At 41.2% G+C, this 15,919-nt stretch carries 13 protein-coding genes; 10 read left to right on the top strand and 3 right to left on the bottom strand.

Going from position 1 to position 15,919, the window contains the following annotated elements; translation table 11 throughout:
• The first annotated feature begins 209 nt into the window (after window positions 1–209).
• The 4 genes from proC (at window position 210) to HP439_RS11810 (ending at window position 4,994) form a co-directional block, all read left to right on the top strand.
• A complete protein-coding gene (proC, locus tag HP439_RS11825) occupies window positions 210–1,031 on the top strand; it encodes a pyrroline-5-carboxylate reductase (protein ID WP_172390546.1) in 822 nt (273 codons plus the stop codon).
• The gene (proB, locus tag HP439_RS11820; RefSeq protein ID WP_216657835.1) at window positions 1,024–1,794 is read left to right on the top strand and encodes a glutamate 5-kinase; all 771 of its coding nucleotides are present in this window, start codon (window positions 1,024–1,026) and stop codon (window positions 1,792–1,794) included. The genes proC and proB overlap by 8 nt, the downstream gene beginning before the upstream one ends.
• Window positions 1,795–2,274: 480 nt before the next feature.
• Window positions 2,275–3,942 (top strand): molybdopterin-dependent oxidoreductase, encoded by a 1,668-nt coding sequence (locus HP439_RS11815; protein WP_172390544.1) that lies wholly within the window; start codon window positions 2,275–2,277, stop codon window positions 3,940–3,942.
• The gene (locus tag HP439_RS11810; RefSeq protein ID WP_246229340.1) at window positions 3,942–4,994 is read left to right on the top strand and encodes a tellurite resistance/C4-dicarboxylate transporter family protein; all 1,053 of its coding nucleotides are present in this window, start codon (window positions 3,942–3,944) and stop codon (window positions 4,992–4,994) included. Before HP439_RS11815 ends, HP439_RS11810 begins: the two co-directional genes overlap by 1 nt.
• 22 nt (window positions 4,995–5,016) lie before the next feature.
• Here HP439_RS11810 and HP439_RS11805 read toward each other — a convergent pair whose 3' ends face one another.
• Window positions 5,017–6,351, bottom strand: coding sequence for an amidohydrolase (locus tag HP439_RS11805; RefSeq protein ID WP_172390543.1), 1,335 nt, complete (start codon window positions 6,349–6,351; stop codon window positions 5,017–5,019).
• Between the two features lie 119 nt (window positions 6,352–6,470).
• Entirely contained in the window at window positions 6,471–7,328 is an 858-nt protein-coding gene (locus tag HP439_RS11800) for a helix-turn-helix domain-containing protein (RefSeq protein WP_172390542.1), read from the bottom strand.
• Between the two features lie 203 nt (window positions 7,329–7,531).
• Here HP439_RS11800 and HP439_RS11795 point away from each other — a divergent pair, with 203 nt between their 5' ends.
• The 6 genes from HP439_RS11795 to HP439_RS11770 all read left to right on the top strand — a co-directional run bounded on the left by HP439_RS11795 (window position 7,532) and on the right by HP439_RS11770 (window position 15,561).
• Window positions 7,532–7,795 carry a hypothetical protein gene (locus HP439_RS11795; protein WP_172390541.1) on the top strand — a complete coding sequence of 88 codons (264 nt, stop codon included), beginning with the start codon at window positions 7,532–7,534 and terminating at the stop codon, window positions 7,793–7,795.
• Between the two features lie 203 nt (window positions 7,796–7,998).
• Window positions 7,999–8,685 carry a response regulator transcription factor gene (locus tag HP439_RS11790; protein WP_172390540.1) on the top strand — a complete coding sequence of 229 codons (687 nt, stop codon included), beginning with the start codon at window positions 7,999–8,001 and terminating at the stop codon, window positions 8,683–8,685.
• On the top strand, window positions 8,682–10,016 hold the full coding sequence (locus HP439_RS11785; RefSeq protein ID WP_172390539.1) for a sensor histidine kinase: 1,335 nt from the start codon (window positions 8,682–8,684) through the stop codon (window positions 10,014–10,016). Before HP439_RS11790 ends, HP439_RS11785 begins: the two co-directional genes overlap by 4 nt.
• A 70-nt stretch (window positions 10,017–10,086) precedes the next feature.
• Window positions 10,087–11,346 (top strand): TolC family protein, encoded by a 1,260-nt coding sequence (locus HP439_RS19670; RefSeq protein WP_172390538.1) that lies wholly within the window; start codon window positions 10,087–10,089, stop codon window positions 11,344–11,346.
• A gap of 16 nt (window positions 11,347–11,362) precedes the next feature.
• Window positions 11,363–12,463: an efflux RND transporter periplasmic adaptor subunit gene (locus HP439_RS11775; protein WP_172390537.1), complete on the top strand. Its 1,101-nt coding sequence runs from the start codon at window positions 11,363–11,365 to the stop codon at window positions 12,461–12,463.
• Between the two features lie 5 nt (window positions 12,464–12,468).
• Window positions 12,469–15,561 carry an efflux RND transporter permease subunit gene (locus tag HP439_RS11770; RefSeq protein ID WP_172390536.1) on the top strand — a complete coding sequence of 1,031 codons (3,093 nt, stop codon included), beginning with the start codon at window positions 12,469–12,471 and terminating at the stop codon, window positions 15,559–15,561.
• A gap of 96 nt (window positions 15,562–15,657) precedes the next feature.
• On the opposite strand, the gene HP439_RS11765 is transcribed toward HP439_RS11770, so the two are convergent.
• On the bottom strand, window positions 15,658–15,919 hold a 262-nt coding region (locus HP439_RS11765; protein WP_172390535.1), incomplete at its 5' end, for a hypothetical protein.

Raw genomic sequence — 15,919 nt, 5'->3', positions numbered from 1 at the left:
GTCAATTTTTGTAGTCACTTTAATACCATCTACAGCTTCTTGTATTCAAAAAAATAAAAAAATTAATAATTAGGATAAATTGTTACCTAACAGAGTGTTGAGGACAGCCTATTGCCGAAGACTGTTGCAAGGATTCGCATCGTATTAATTTTCTGCACGTTCCTTGTGGGGTTTATATCGAATTATATTATTCTACAAAACCAAAACAAATGAAGATTTTAGTAATTGGCGCCGGAAACATGGGGCTTACGTATGCTCATGGGATGGCCCAATCAGATTTATTAAAAGACAAAGATTTAATGATTTTAGACAACTCCAAAGAAAGAATTGAGGAGTTACGTGCCCAGGGTATGTTCGACGTTTATCAGAACTTGGAAGACTGCTTACCCAAGGCAGACATCGTGTTTATTGCTGTGAAGCCGTATCATAGTGACGAAGTCTTTGAAGCAATTAAAATGCACAAAAACCCGGATCAGATTTTCGTGTCGATTATGGCGGGTGTTACAATAAAGACAATGCAGGAAGCGATGGATATTAAAAAGGTGGTCCGTGCAATGCCTAATTTGGCCGCGCAAGTTGGACATGGTTTTACATCGTTCATAGGCTCCAAAGAAGTTTCTCGATTAGAGCTCCTCACAGTAGAGAAGTTAATCGATACGACTGGTCGGTCAATTAAGTTAGCCAATGAAATGGAGATTGATAAATCTACCGGTATTTCTGGCTCTGGTCCTGCTTACGTATTTTATTTTATGGAATCGATGATGGAGGCCGCGGTTAAAATGGGCTTTTTGGAAAAAGATGCACGACTAATGGTTGCACAAACCTTCCAAGGGGCAGTAGAGCTATTTAATAGTTCAGATCTTGATCCAACTGCTTGGATGAACAAGGTAGCCTCTAAAGGAGGAACGACACGTGCAGCGTTAGACTCTATGGAGGAGAATAATGTTAAAGAATTGATTAAGGATGCTGCCTATGCTGCGTTTGATAGAGCGGTTCAGTTGGGAAAAGAAAACAACAAGCCTCGTGTATAAAAAAAGAATTGTCGTTAAAGTAGGTACCAGCGTAATGGTAAATAGAAATAACCGAATTATGCAGCACGCTTTAAATAAATTAGTTGACCAAGTAGCTCGATTGTACGAAGATAATGTAATGACCGTGTTAGTATCTTCAGGATCGGTAAATGCTGGTCGCGAGGTGTTGGGGGATAGTGTGATCGAAGATAGTTCGCAAAGAAGACAAGTATACTCGGCGATAGGGCAACCTCGCCTTATGCGCCATTATTACACGCTCTTTCAAAGTTATGGAATGCGATGTGCACAGGTTCTAGCAACTAAACGTGACTTTAATCAAGGTGAACACCGTATGAACATGGTTAACTGTTATGAGGGATTAATGCGAGAGGGAGTTATTCCAATTGCTAATGAGGACGACGCGGTTTCTATTTCACACTCCATGTTTTCAGATAATGACGAGCTAGCCGGTTTAATTGCTGAGCTGATTCAGGCAGATATGCTTATAATATTAACGGATACCGATGGATTCTTCAACGGACACCCAGCAGATGAAAACTCTCGTTTGATCCGTGAAATCAAGGTCGACGAGCACGTAGAACAGTACGTTACAAAAGCAAATAAATGTCAGACGTCCGGTCGTGGCGGTATGGAATCAAAGCTGAAAGTCGCTAAGGCTACAGCTGCGAAACAAATTCCAACATATATTGCAAATGGAAAAACAGATCATGTTGTTTTAGATATCGTTAGGGGCAAGGCTGTCGGAACAAAAATCACAGTTTAAGCTATATAGAATCTAAAGTAGAGCTTGAAAAATTCAGATTTCCAGTATCTGTAAAGATTCGGATTTAGTCCTACGGACAGAATGAATAGATGGATGCTTTGATCTAGACAACGCGTTTTGTTAGATAAATGGTTTCATTTTGAAATCAAAAAAAGGGGTCCGTAAGTTAATCTTAAGGACTCCTTTTTTTTAAAATTTAAGAAAGGTCAAAACAGTCCGCCTATAGATTCCTATGAGCGGTATTCGAATATCGAAATGAGCAAGTAAGGTGGTTGATCTAGGCCAAGGTTAAACAGGTTAAATTTAGTCGGTATTATTTTAGGAAAAAGCACCTCTGTAATTGCGTGTCGAATTAATCCATTAGTTCTTCTTTATTTTTCTACCTTGATAATATTGTTTTACAGTTTGTTAACATAAAATTATTTTTCTAGATAACAGGAAAATTACTTAAATTCGATTAGGTAACCAATCTTGTTAGATATGTTCACACATTTCACACCGGCCCAGCATGCTGTGCATTATCCCGCCGATCGTCGTTTATATATAGGACTGAGAAAAGAAGTATGGTATATTATCTGCTTAACTGTTGTCATATTTTTCGGAGCAGCATGGTTACAGTACCTAATACAAGGATTACCCGCCGATCCATCGGCTAAACTTTTGAACAATTCGAAAGGATCTTCCGGTTTCCCATGGTGGGTCGTGTTATGCCATTGGGTGAATTTTTTCTTTCTTATCCTTTTGATTCGGAGTGGGCTTTCTGTCTTGGCCGATCATCCCCGATTATATTGGAATAACTCGTGTAGGCCAGGAACCGAATGGTTACGTTTTACTCCTGTTAATGTCCCTCCGGGAAAATTATGGACCGCGAAAGAAGATGCTCGTTACTTAAGCCCTATGATCGGTTTGCCAGGATATAAGCATACGGTAGGAGTAGCTAGGCATTGGCATTTTATAAGTGTGCCATTCTTTTTGTTGAATGGCGTCGTATTTATAATATTGCTTTTTTTAACAGATCACTGGCAGCGAATCGTGCCCGTTTCCTGGAGCATCATTCCTGACGCTTGGAGCGTATTCGTTTATTACGCGACATTTAATATGCCAATTGAGCCTAATGGATATTTCCATTACAACGCGCTGCAGCAGCTTTCATATTTTGCAATCGTATTCTTATTCGCTCCTCTGGCAATGCTAAGCGGGATGGCGATGTCACCAGCTATCGAAAATCGGTTCCACTGGCTTCCCAAGCTATTTATAAACAGGCAAGGTGCAAGATCCGTTCATTTTCTTGTTATGTTGGGTTATCTCGCATTTACACTTGTTCATGTTTTCATGGTCGCTGCAACGGGATTGAAGAGGAATATGAACCATATCACTCTCGGTACGGACGATGCGGCTGACCCAATGGGGATGTACTTTGGAGGAGCGATCTTAATGTTTGTCATTGCTTTTTGCTTTTTTGCTCACTGGGTATCATGGAGAAAGCCGCGCTTTTTACAACGATTAGCGGCGTTTATAAATGGAAATCTGTGGCTTCATTCGATCAACAAACTCAAACCCAAAAGTTATTTTGAAAAAAAGGACATCACCCCCTACTTTTGGTCGAATGGTAAGATTCCCGAATCAAAAGTCTGGAACGCTTTGGCAGAGGGTGATTTTAAAGACTATAAACTTAAAATTGGTGGTTTGGTAGAACATCAAGTAGAACTATCGCTTGAGGATCTAAAGGCGTTAGCAAAAGAACAAAACATTACAATGCATCATTGTATTCAGGGGTGGTCGGGGATAGCCGAGTGGGGCGGCATACCTATTCGTAAGCTGGTAGATCTGGTAAAACCTCATGATTCTGTGCAAACAGTCGTGTTCTATTCATATGGTGAGGGGCTGTATGGCGGCGTCTATTACGATACACATACACTTGACAATTGCCTAAAGCCGGCATCTATATTAGCCTGGGAAATGAATTACGCCCCTCTACCAGTGCAATATGGAGCGCCCTTAAGACTGCGGATAGAAAACCAGTTAGGCTATAAGCTCGTTAAATGGATCGAACGTATTGAATTTGTGGAATCGCATACTACTGTCGGCAAAGGATATGGAGGTAAGAACGAGGATGATGAATATTTTGACCTCATAGCAAACTCTTGATGCTTAAAATGAGAGGCATATGGGCAAAGGCGGAACGATATTTTTCACCGATTGATTTTGCGATGGTGATGGCTACTGGCATATTGTCCATCGCCGCCCTTTTGGAAGGGTATATATGGTTGGCAAAAGTGCTGTACTTCATAGATGTTGTATTGTTCGCAATCCTACTCTTGTTCATGCTACGTAGAGTGCTTTTTCAATGGACGGCATTCCGCCAGGACCTAAAGAGTTATGAAAAAGGACCCAGCCTTTTTACTTTCATTGTTGCAATGTGTATTATCGGGGATCAAGTCGTTTTATTCCACCACGAGTACGTGCTGGGGCGTTCCATATTGGTAATAGCTTTTGTAGTGTGGCTTTTGATTAACTATAGTTTTTTCTTCAGCATTACCATCACCGAACAAAAGAAAAGTTTGAAAGACGGGATTAATGGTGGCTGGCTATTGAGTGTCGTAGCGCTCCAGGCACTTGCTATTCTCACAGTGTATACTTCAGAACATAGCGAAGCGGCATTGTTCCTAGCCACCTGTCTATTTTTTACCGGTTGCGTTTTTTACCTTTATCTGATATCATTGATAATCTACAGAATTTCATTCTTCGAATTACACGCGCAAGATTTGGGCGCGGCTTATTGGATCAATATGGGTGCGACCGCAATCACCGCTCTCGCGGGATCGTTAATAGTATTAAATAGAGGAGATTTTCAATTAGTAACCGTGCTAAGTCCCTTCATTAAAGGGTTAACCTTGTTGTTTTGGTCTGCCGGCACTTGGTGGATCCCATTATTGATTATGCTAGGCATCTGGCGTCACATTATAAGAAAGGTGAAGGCACCGATAACGGCTCAGGGATACAATCCTACTTATTGGGCATTTGTATTTCCGTTAGGAATGTACACAGCGAGTACATTCCGGCTTTCAGAAATGTTTGAGTTACCTTTCCTGAAGGTTATACCCCGCTATTTTATTTTTTTTGGACTTATAACTTGGTGTGCTCTCATGATCGGTCTTTTCAGTCGGCTTCTTGCAAAAAAGAGCGAGGCTAACGAATAGCCGGTTGCTTCTTTATTGTCCATCAAAAAACGATTTTTCCCTTGTAGATTAATGAATTTACGCGAGATATTCTTGACACAGCTTCTGCTGAACAACTCGCCTCGACAAATACCATATTAGCGTTCGCTCCCTTATAGGGCCATTGTTGTTTACCTTCGTCATCCAGAGGCACGGCACCTGCTGTCGCTAGTTTTAGCATTCTGGATAAGCCAAATTCTGAGGAGTATCCATACAGCTGCGCTGCTAAGTTGGCTTTCTGTAATACACTGCCGCTACCAAATGTGTTCCAGTGGTCAACGATACTATCGTTTCCGGTCATTACGTTCACGCCGGAGTTAATTAACGTGGGGATCGGCATGACCAAGCCGCCAAACGGTACCGTTGAGATGATTCCAATTTGTGCCTCCGCTAATTTTTTAACAATATCTTGAGTCTTGCTTTTGTCAAGTTTCCCCAATATAAAACAATGACTAAGGAATGTCTTGCCTTTCAATACCGGATTCTCGTTTACTTTCTTAATGAGGTATTCAACCGTCTTCAATCCAGAATCGCCTGATTCGTGTAAGTGAATATCAATGCCTTTGTTATTGTCTAGTGCTAGCTGCACGGTAAAATCCATTGGCTTTTCGATGGAGCCGTCGATTGAATAAGGATCTAACCCTCCAATGAAATCAATGTCCATTTTTGCGGCCTCTTGTAAATAGGGGACCGAGTCGGTATAATATACACCATGTTGGGGGAAGGCGACGAGCTCTACCCCAAATACATCTTTCTTATTCTCGACCGCCTTTTGTAAGTTTTTCAGCGAATCTAATTTAGAAGTGGGTTCGATATTCACATGACTGCGCGCAAACGACGTACCTTTTGATTGTAAGAGCTCGATTAATTGTTCAGCTTTATATGTAGACTTTTCTAGCAAAGAAGGCAACATTTGCTGTTCTAAAGCAATCATGCCCTTGACCCCGTTTTGGGGTCGGTTTACCGCTTGCCATCTTTCCCCATAAAAGGTTTTGTCTAAATGGATATGCATATCTTTAAATGCAGGCAGCATCAGCATTCCGTGTGCATCCACCGCATTCGATCCCGGTTGATTTGGACTTATACTCTTGATTTTTCCATCTGCTACTTCTAGACAAAATAGTTCGGTTTTTGTAGCAATAACAACATCATCTTGGTATTCGAATCCTGTTTCTAAACGGACGTTTTTCAACATATAATTTGATGGAGATACGGAGCTTCGACCGTCGTTTGGTATAGCATCTTTCGCTTTAGTAACGGCTGGCGTTAAAGTTAATCCTGCAATACCTATTGCGGAATTAAAAATAAAATCTTTTCGTGACATGCTATATTTTTTCATTTGGTTATATTTTTGAGTAACAAAAGTTGTTCTTTAATCGGACAACGTATCGATTACAAAGTTACAGGGTTTCGTCTGTTAGAACATTGAAGGATTTCTTGTATTGTTTGTAATATTTATTACTTGTGACGGAATTGGCTGGGTGTCGCTCCTGTCTGCGTCTTAAAAAAGTTCGAGAAATATGCTTGATCCACAAAGCCGAGCTCAAAGGCAATTTCCTTGATAGATTTAGGTGTATTTTGTAGCATTCGTTTTGCTTCGATTGATATACGCTGTTGGATAAGATGTGTGGCGGATATTTTTAAATGTTTTTTGCAAAGAATATTTAGATAATTAGCGGAGATATTTAATTTTTCAGCATAGAATACTACGGACTTCTCTTGTTTGTAGAATTGATCAATCAACATGTTAAACCTTGCTAATCGCTCATTCGATTGATATACTTTGAATTCGCTGAAAGCTTGCTCGGCTTCGCGACTAACAATAGAGGCGATTACCGCTGCACGTGCACTGATGAGATTTACGAGTGACTCAGCCCGAGTTAGCTCATCTTTTATCGCCTCAAATTCGTAGTGTAGAAGGTTGAATGCGTTGTCTGATAGTTGTATAACCGGATGGTTCTGGTAATTCGTGAATGAGAATCTGAAATACGGAGCGAACTGCTCAAAAAAATCCCGCTCTACCATGAGTTGATACCCTATAGTTCCTTCTGCAATATCCCACTTATGAATTTGCCCTGGGAATAAGACATGAACCTGTTTATTGCCAATCGGGTATTCAATAGAATCGATACTGTGAATACCTGATGCACATTCGAAAAGATTGATGATGAAAAAATCATGGCTGTGTGGGTTTTCTATTATTTTTTGTCCTTGAAGCTGGTTAAATAATATCTCCCTCCGACCAGCAATCTGTTCTTTGCGGAATCCCTGGATGCCTAATATTGTTGAGGTTTCCTTCTTTGTATATTTGTCCATGGTCAGCGAAGATTTGCGTGCTTGTTGAATAAGTATGAGTCGTTATAAGTAATGACGAATGTTTGTGAAATTTATAAAAAAAATCGGACTTGAGGGAATTCCTTGTTTGGAAAAAAGGGTTCGCAGTTAGCAGATCGGTGTCGTGTAAATTCATTTCTAAAAGTAGGAGATGAGAAATAGCCAAGAAGTATTAATTTTACTGCATGAATATTAAAACTGAAAAAAGAAGTGTATATATCACAATTCCTAGAAAGGAAGTTGATGCCTATCAAGGGGCTTATTTCTACCATAAAGGTGTAGAGATGGAAGATGAAGTCCAAAATCGTGAAGTCGAAAACGGTTTAAATGCTACCTTCGACGGCTTTGAAGTACTTTCCGATTTTGAGCAGGTGCAATTGTTAGGAGAAGCTCCAGCGGAACCGTCAATAACTGCTAAACTGTATTATTATGTAGACAGCAAGGTATGACTAACCCGCCGTTTCTTAAGGCCGGATTAAACAGTCCAGATTACCAGTAGATGGACTGCTCGTTATAACGATAGCTTTCCCTTGATAACCTGCAGAGATAAAAGGGTGTTTTGGGATTGCATCGTACATTAAAACTTGGTTAGAATTTTGGTTTATTAAACATAGATCACCTTAAATCAGTATTTTGTCGGAAATTCTTGTTTATGCAAATTCTTGTTGTAGAAGATGATACCCGAATCAGCGCCTTCCTTATTAAGGGTTTGGAGGAGCATGGCTACCTTGTGACGCTATGTAAAAATGCAGAGGATGTGCTTAAACACTATATTAACATTCAATGGGATCTGATCATTTTAGATATTATGTTGGCCGGGGTGGATGGCATCCAATTATTGCAAACACTACGCTACAAAAAAATAGAATCGCCCGTGTTAATGTTGAGCGCATTAAACAGCGTGCAGGACAAAGTTTCTGCACTTGATTATGGCGCTGATGATTATTTAACTAAACCCTTCCATTTCGATGAGCTCCTAGCCCGAATAAAAGCATTAACACGCAGGAATAAATATTCTCAGCAGGACACAACGAATCCCACCCTGCAGTTTGGTGACCTTTCAGTTAACCTTCAACAGTATAAAGTTGCTATGCTTGGTGAGGAGATAGAACTTTCCCCCAAGGAGTTTAAACTTCTTATATATTTGGTCGAAAACATTGACAAAACGGTAAGCCGTGTACAGATTTTGAATGCAGTCTGGGGAATAACCTTTGATAATCATACCAATGTCGTGGATGTTTATATTTCATATTTGCGGAACAAAATAGAGAAAAAAGGCCTAAAATATATTTATACTGTGAAAGGGGTAGGATACATGTTTAAAGTTGGTTCGTCATGAAGCTGAAGCATCGGTTGTCTCTGTACTCCGTAACGATATTTAGCGTGGTTATGCTCCTATTTTCGGTGCTGATCTACTTTGCCTATTATTCGCAGATGGAACAAAAGGAATATCAATCACTAGAGAATAAATCGTTACTTGCTGCAATCTACTATTTGGAACGCGACGAGCTATCATCTCTAGAGCATAGCAATGTGCAGAGTCAGTTGGGGAAAACTATTTCTAGACGGAATATAGTTGTTTTTGATAGTTTGGACCGGCGGTACGATGGAGATATGGAGTCTACGCATGAAATTCCTTCGTCGTTTTTGCTGCAGACACGCAACAATAGAAATGCATTTCTCTCGACAGATGCCTTTTTGTATAACGGTATTTTTTATAAAGATAATCAAGGCGATTTTGTCGTAATAACACGTCAATCCAAAAAAGAATTTAACACACAGATGCTAACGCTGTTTCATATTCTTCTCGCTGTTTTTTTAATAGGTATGCTTTTTATATTTTTATTCTCCCAATACCTAAGTTATATAGCCTACCAGCCGATCGTCCGAATTGTTGATCAAATAAAGGACAGAGATACAAAGAATTTTAATAAACCTTTATCGTTAGCTAAAACCTACGCCGAAGTGGAGGATTTGGTGGATACTTATAATCACTTTGTTGCCCGGGTTGCAGAAACATTTAATGTGCAGAAGAATTTTATCGATTATGTTTCCCATGAACTGCGTACCCCGATCACGGCACTGCTTGGTACGCTTGAGGTTACCAGAAGCAAAACGAGGAATCTGGAAGAGTATGATCAAGTAATACAGCAACTGCAGCAGTACACGGTCGACCTTCAGGAAACTTTGGATAAAATGATGTTACTTTCTGGTGCAAAGACGAATTTTGAGTTTACTCCTGTGCGTATCGATGAGGTTGTCTGGCATCTTGTTGAAAACATGATTCTTTATCATCAAGCACACGTGGAGGTCGATATTGGGGTAGAAGACAATACGATGCTGACGGTGGAGGGAAATGAAAAACTTCTGGAACTCGCCATCGGCAATGTACTGGAAAATGCGATTAAATATTCCGATAACCAAATTGTAAAAATCATTTTCAAACAGCAGGATGGACGTTTAGTGCTTCTGATCGTTGATCAGGGAATCGGTATCCCAACTGAAGACTTACAGCATATCCAGCATAATTTTCATCGGGGAACTAACACGGCCGGTTATCAGGGAAAGGGAGTTGGACTCTCCATTGCGAAAGTAATTTTTACACTACATCGTGTATCGATTTCGATAAGTTCGAAAGGACATGGTACAACCGTTCAAATAGTGTTCTAATCAAATTTTAATCTACCTTAAAATTCACTTTAATGACTCGACGCTAGTTTTGTAGCAAACGGTTAATAAGGTGAAATATATCTATATCTTTCTTTTTTATGTCGCGGAGGCTCTTGGTACTACTGCGAGCGCGCAGTCCTATAATTTAGTCCAGTTAGAAGAAGACTTTCTGACCAATAACTATATGTTGATTGCCGCAAAATATAATATTGCCGTGGCAGAGGCCACTGTTGTGCAAGAAAAGCTTTGGCCAAATCCGACGCTTTCAATCGACGAAGTTAACCTTTGGGCGAATCGAGGAAGTGAAGTCCTACCCCCATTGGCCGGCAGCTATGGCCGGCACCAGCAAATCTCTGTTGAGTTGCAACAACTAGTGGAGACAGCAGGTAAGCGCAACAAGCGTATAGCGATTAGTAAACTGGAAACGCGTGCTGCCATAGCCGAGTTTGAAGCCCTTGTTCGGGAGCTAAAGAGGGATCTTCGCCAAACTTATTATCGGGCGCTGAGGCAAAAACACGATCAAATACAACTCGATACTGTTGTAGCACTTTTTGAGCAGTTGTCTACGCAGTATGCTCGTCAAGCCAAATTAAAAAATGTTTCTTATTCCGCTTATCAGCGGATCCAGGCCGAGCTTATAAACTTACGTGGGGAGCGTGCCGTATTGGAGGAGGATATCACCCGTTCTATCCATATGCTGGCTACATTGACGACGCGGCAGGATATAACAATCGACAAACTGGAAGACGGGGACGCGTTTAGGAGTCGAACCAGCCGTGTACCAGCTGAACTGGAAGTCCTAGCGGCTGAAGGCAATACGACATTGTTGCAGAAGAAAATTGCCGTTGAAATTGCCCAGGGTGAACTTTCGTTAGAGAAAGCCAATGCGAAACCTGATCTCACGCTGCAATTAGGCTACGATCGAGGCGGAAATATTATGCAGGACTTCGTCGGACTGGGTATCAGCATGGATCTACCGGTGTTCAATCGAAATAGAGGAAACATCCAGGCAGCAAGAGAATCCATTAAGATGGGTAAAGTGAATCAGGCATCTGCGAGGTGGGCGCTGGAATCCGAAGTGAAAAAAAACAGAGATCTTCTTCAAAAATATGAACAGACACTTGTCAGTCTATCCGCGGAATCGATCGATGAGCAGCAAGAGATGATAGGGAAATATAAGAAACACCTACAAAACAAACAGATCACGCTGATAGAGTTCATAGACTTCGTTGAAGCTATAAGACAAGCCGATCGAACGATGCTTACTGTTTGGGAAAATTATAATAATACATACGAGGAGTTACAGTATCTATCCGGAAATGATTTTTAAACATAGAAAACACAGAATGAAGTATCTATTGGTGACCACGATATATCTTTTTTTGTTCAGCTCCTGTGGAACGCGGGCATCTGAGGAAGAAAACGAAGGTCCAACCGTCAAACAAAAATTTTGTTTAAACGAACAGTTAAAGAAAACCAGCGAAATAATGGAAGTAGAGCGGCTTCCTGTTAGCGAGCAAATAAGTCTATCGGGAAAGATCGAATACAACGAAAACGACATGACCGTATTTCGTAGTTTATTGGATGGTGTGGTAGAAAATGTAAGGTTTGAGCTCGGAGATTATGTTAGTAAAGGGCAAGTGCTTGCAACGATCAGTTCCAGTCAGATCCAAGAGCTTCATCAACAGAAACGCTATCAGGAGAATCAAATTGTGCTACTCCAAAAGCAGCTTAAAACAAAAAACGAAATGGCCGCCGACGGGCTACTGGCGGAATCTGAAGTGCTCGCTGCAGCCCACGAATTAGAAAGTTCGCGTATTGAACTGGAACGGGTGAATCAAAGTTTGACGTTGTATCGAGCAGCGGGTAAAGGAGCATTCCATATTCTAGCACCAAAAGACGGTTATATAATTCAAAAATCCATAAGCGCCGGTCAGAGCATAACGACAGAGAGCGAACCACTTTTTTCGCTTTCAAATTTGAAGCAGGTATGGGCAATGGTTAATATATACGCGAGCAACCTGCGCTATGTGCATGTGGGGGATCAGGTCAAAGTGCGTACAATTGCCTACCCCGACGAGGTCTATGACGGAAAGATAGACAAGATCTATAATGTTTTCGACGATAATGAACATGTTCTAAAGGCGCGGGTGGTGCTAGATAATCAGAATCTCGTGTTAATGCCTGGCTTGAGTGCGGATATTCTGATCGACATGAATAGTGATCAAAGGACTGCGTTTGCTATTCCCAATCGAGCAAAAATATTTAATAATAATAAAGAATATATAGTTGTTTATCGAGATGATTGTGATCTGGAGGTTCGCGAGATTGTAAGTGTAGGCCATAATGAGCAACATACCTTCATTGCCGACACGCTAGCTCAAGGGGAACGAATAATAGGGACGAATGCATTACTAGTATTTGAAGGGCTAAATCAAAACAGATAACCAACATGAAAAATTTAGTTCAAAAGATCGTCACATTTTCTTTGCGGAACACCACGGCAGTATTATTTGCTGTGATGGTTTTACTTTTTGGTGGGATCTATGCGCTTCGTCATACCTCCATAGAAGCCTTCCCTGATGTTACAAGTACGCGCACCAGAATTATTACGCAGTGGTCGGGACGTAGTGCTGAGGAAATGGAAAAACTCGTTACTTTGCCTATCTCCAAAGAGGTGAATAGTATTCCTCGCAAAAGCAATGTTCGCTCGATATCACTATTTGGATTGTCAGTGGTTACAGTGCAGTTTGAGGACGGTATAGACGACTTTTATGCGCAGCAGTACGTTTCGAATAAACTTGCTGGAGTCGACTTGCCTGAAGGAGCTGAGGCATCTATAGAACCTCCCTCGGGGGCGACTGGTGAAATTTTTCGTTACGTCATAAAGAGTGACCTTCCAATTAGGGAAGTCACGGCTATACAGGACTGGGTAATCGAACGGGAGCTTCTCGGCGTGCGGGGCGTTGCTGACGTGGTAAGCTTTGGCGGAGAAGAAAAAATTTATGAAATAAGAATTCATCCCACTGAGCTTAAGAACTATGATTTATCTCCGCTGGATGTGTACGAGGCCGTTTCTAAGTCTAATATTAACGTTGGTGGAGATGTCATACAACAAGGAGATCAAGCTTATGTCGTACGTGGGGTAGGCCTTCTGGATAAAAAGCAAGATATAGGGAATATCACCATTAAACTGAATGGATCGACCCCAGTACTTATTAAAAATGTTGCGGATGTAGTTGTGTCAAGTAAACCAAGACTAGGCCAAGTTGGACTAAATGAACAGGACGACTTAGTGGAAGGTATCGTCATTATGCTGCGAGGGGAAAATCCCTCTGAAGTAGTTGACTCTTTGCGCGAAAAGATTGAAGAATTGAACGACCGTATCTTGCCGCAAGGGGTGAAAATCGAAACGGTCATTGATCGAACCAAGCTTGTCGATAATACCGTTCGTACGGTGACAAAAAATTTGATTGAGGGTATTCTATTAGTTTCCCTAATTGTATTCATTTTCCTTTATAATTGGAAGTCGACTTTTATCGTTGCATCGGTTATTCCGCTGTCTTTTCTGTTCGCAATTATTATGCTCAAAATACAAGGGCTGCCAGCTAATTTGATCTCCATGGGCTCATTGGATTTTGGTTTGCTCCTTGAAGGGACACTCGTTATTGTGGAGACCGTATTCGTGGCAATGGCCTCTCTGTCACATAAAGTGGGTCCGGAACGGTTTGCTAAGATGAGTAAAATGGGGGTAATTAAAAAGAGCGCGGGGAGCGTCGCTTCTTATATTTTCTTTGCACTAATTATTCTGATAGTTGCTTTGTTGCCCATCTTTTCGTTCCAAAAGGTGGAAGGCAAGATGTTTACACCTTTGGCATTCACGCTGGGCTATGCATTACTCGGGTCACTTATACTCAGTCTAACGTATGTTCCAGCAATGTGTAAACTACTTTTTACAAAGGGTATGGATGAGCGCGAAAATTTGGTTACTCGATTCTTTCAGCGTACTCTATATGGGCTGTTCGATAAAACATTCGCTTATAGGAAAACAACTGTTACCATTTTTATCCTGTTACTCGGGATCTGTGCGGTGAGATTTATCCATTATGGTTCTGAGTTTTTACCTAAGTTGAATGAGGGAGCAATTTATATTCGTGCTACGCTGCCAAACAGCGTAAATCTGGAGGAGTCAACCCGTCTAACTAAAGAGATGAAGCATATTATGCAGAGCAGCTGTCAAGAAGTCGAATTCATTTTGACACAAACTGGACGTCCGAACGATGGAACTGACCCTACTGGTTTTTTTAACATTGAGTTCAATGTACAGTTAAAAGATCAGAAGGAATGGAGCCGTAAGGTTTCAAAGGACGATATAATATTAGAACTACGTGAACAGCTCAGCCACTATCCAGGCATAAATTTTGGTTTCAGTCAGCCAATTCAAGATAATGTCGAAGAATACGTTGCTGGAGTGAAAAGTTCATTGGTGATTAAAGTTTTTGGTGATGATCTGTATGATTTAGAGAAATATGCTGGCCAAGTCGCATCGGCAATTAAGAGTGTGGAAGGTATAACCGACATCAACGTTTATAAAAATATTGGTTTACCGGAACTCCGAATTCAGCTACACGACTCGAAGATGGCAAAATATGGAGTGGTAACAGCCGATGTTCAAGCTGTTATTGCGATGACCATAGGAGGACAGGCAGCCACGAAGTTTTATGAAGGCGATCGGCAGTTCGATGTGATGTTACGTTTTAACGAAGGATCAAGGGACACCCCTGAAAAAATAAAAAACATCTTAATTCCCACAAGCAATGGGCAGCGTATTCCGCTGCAGGAAATTGCCACTATTGGCTACCAAACAGGACCAGCTTTTATTTATCGGGAGGGGAATAGCCGCTACATCGGTATAGGGTTCAGCATTGAGGGACGTGATTTAGGGAGTACTATTGCTGAAGCGAAGCAGGTCGTTGCTAGCCAGGTTGCTTTGCCACATCAAAACCATATGGAGTGGGCGGGTGAGTTTGAAAGTAAGGAGCGAGCAGCGAAACAACTGGCGCTCGTTGTGCCGATCAGTCTGGGGCTGATATTACTACTACTTTATTTCAATTTTGGTAATATCAAGGATACACTTATCTCTTCGCTAACGCTAGCGTTTGCTTTTATTGGGGGCTTCGTGTCCTTGTGGATGACAGGCACTGTTTTTGGCATTTCCGCGGGTATTGGCTTTATCATTCTATTCGGGGTAGCGACGATCGATGGGATTGTGCTCATTGGCGTAATTAGGGATAATTTAGCACATCGAATGTCGCTTATAGCGGCGATACAAACCGGCGTAAGGTCTAGAATTCGTCCTGTGGTGATGATAGCACTTATGGGTTCCATGGGATTATTGCCAGCAGCAATGTCCACCGGAATGGGTTCGGAAATACAGAAGCCATTAGCTATTATGATTGTTGGAGGGTTGATCGTATGTTTGATATTAAGTTTTACAGTGATACCTATTGTTTTCTACTGGTCAAACAAAAACGAACCATCTTGAGTTAACTCCCTCCTCGTCCCCGTGCTCATCCTTGGAAGGAAGTTTTGCAGAAAGTACTTACCTCCTCAAAGTCGTATTCTTTGAGGAGGTACCCCGTTAATTTTGAATTTTTACATTGACCACAAAATATAACCCTCCTTCGTAATTCGAGGAAATCTGCTTTATGTGTAGCGCGCCGTATTTTCCTTCAGGAGTTTTAAAATAAACGACAGACCCAACTTTCAGGGAATTACCGGAATTCCGAGTTGTCTCTTTTAGATCTACTTTTTTGCTTCCGACAGTAGATTCAATCGTAGATGAAGATATTAATTTGTCCCGAAATGCATTTGCATCATTTGCTGGATTACTAAATAAAGTT

The sequence above is a fragment of the Sphingobacterium shayense genome (genome assembly GCF_013179575.1).
In the GTDB taxonomy this organism is placed as follows: Bacteria; Bacteroidota; Bacteroidia; order Sphingobacteriales; family Sphingobacteriaceae; genus Sphingobacterium; species Sphingobacterium shayense.
The sequence above is the reverse complement of the archived record's forward strand: the minus strand, read 5'-3'. Positions and strand labels throughout refer to the sequence as shown.

Coding starts and splice junctions, on each gene's coding strand:
- HP439_RS11785 (WP_172390539.1), top strand. CDS start 8,682: ATGAAGCTGAAGCATCGGTTGTCTCTGTACTCCGTAACGATATTTAGC.
- HP439_RS11775 (WP_172390537.1), top strand. CDS start 11,363: ATGAAGTATCTATTGGTGACCACGATATATCTTTTTTTGTTCAGCTCC.
- proC (WP_172390546.1), top strand. CDS start 210: ATGAAGATTTTAGTAATTGGCGCCGGAAACATGGGGCTTACGTATGCT.
- HP439_RS11800 (WP_172390542.1), bottom strand. CDS start 7,328: ATGGACAAATATACAAAGAAGGAAACCTCAACAATATTAGGCATCCAG.
- HP439_RS11805 (WP_172390543.1), bottom strand. CDS start 6,351: ATGAAAAAATATAGCATGTCACGAAAAGATTTTATTTTTAATTCCGCA.
- HP439_RS11810 (WP_246229340.1), top strand. CDS start 3,942: ATGCTTAAAATGAGAGGCATATGGGCAAAGGCGGAACGATATTTTTCA.
- HP439_RS11790 (WP_172390540.1), top strand. CDS start 7,999: ATGCAAATTCTTGTTGTAGAAGATGATACCCGAATCAGCGCCTTCCTT.
- HP439_RS11795 (WP_172390541.1), top strand. CDS start 7,532: ATGAATATTAAAACTGAAAAAAGAAGTGTATATATCACAATTCCTAGA.
- HP439_RS11770 (WP_172390536.1), top strand. CDS start 12,469: ATGAAAAATTTAGTTCAAAAGATCGTCACATTTTCTTTGCGGAACACC.
- HP439_RS11815 (WP_172390544.1), top strand. CDS start 2,275: ATGTTCACACATTTCACACCGGCCCAGCATGCTGTGCATTATCCCGCC.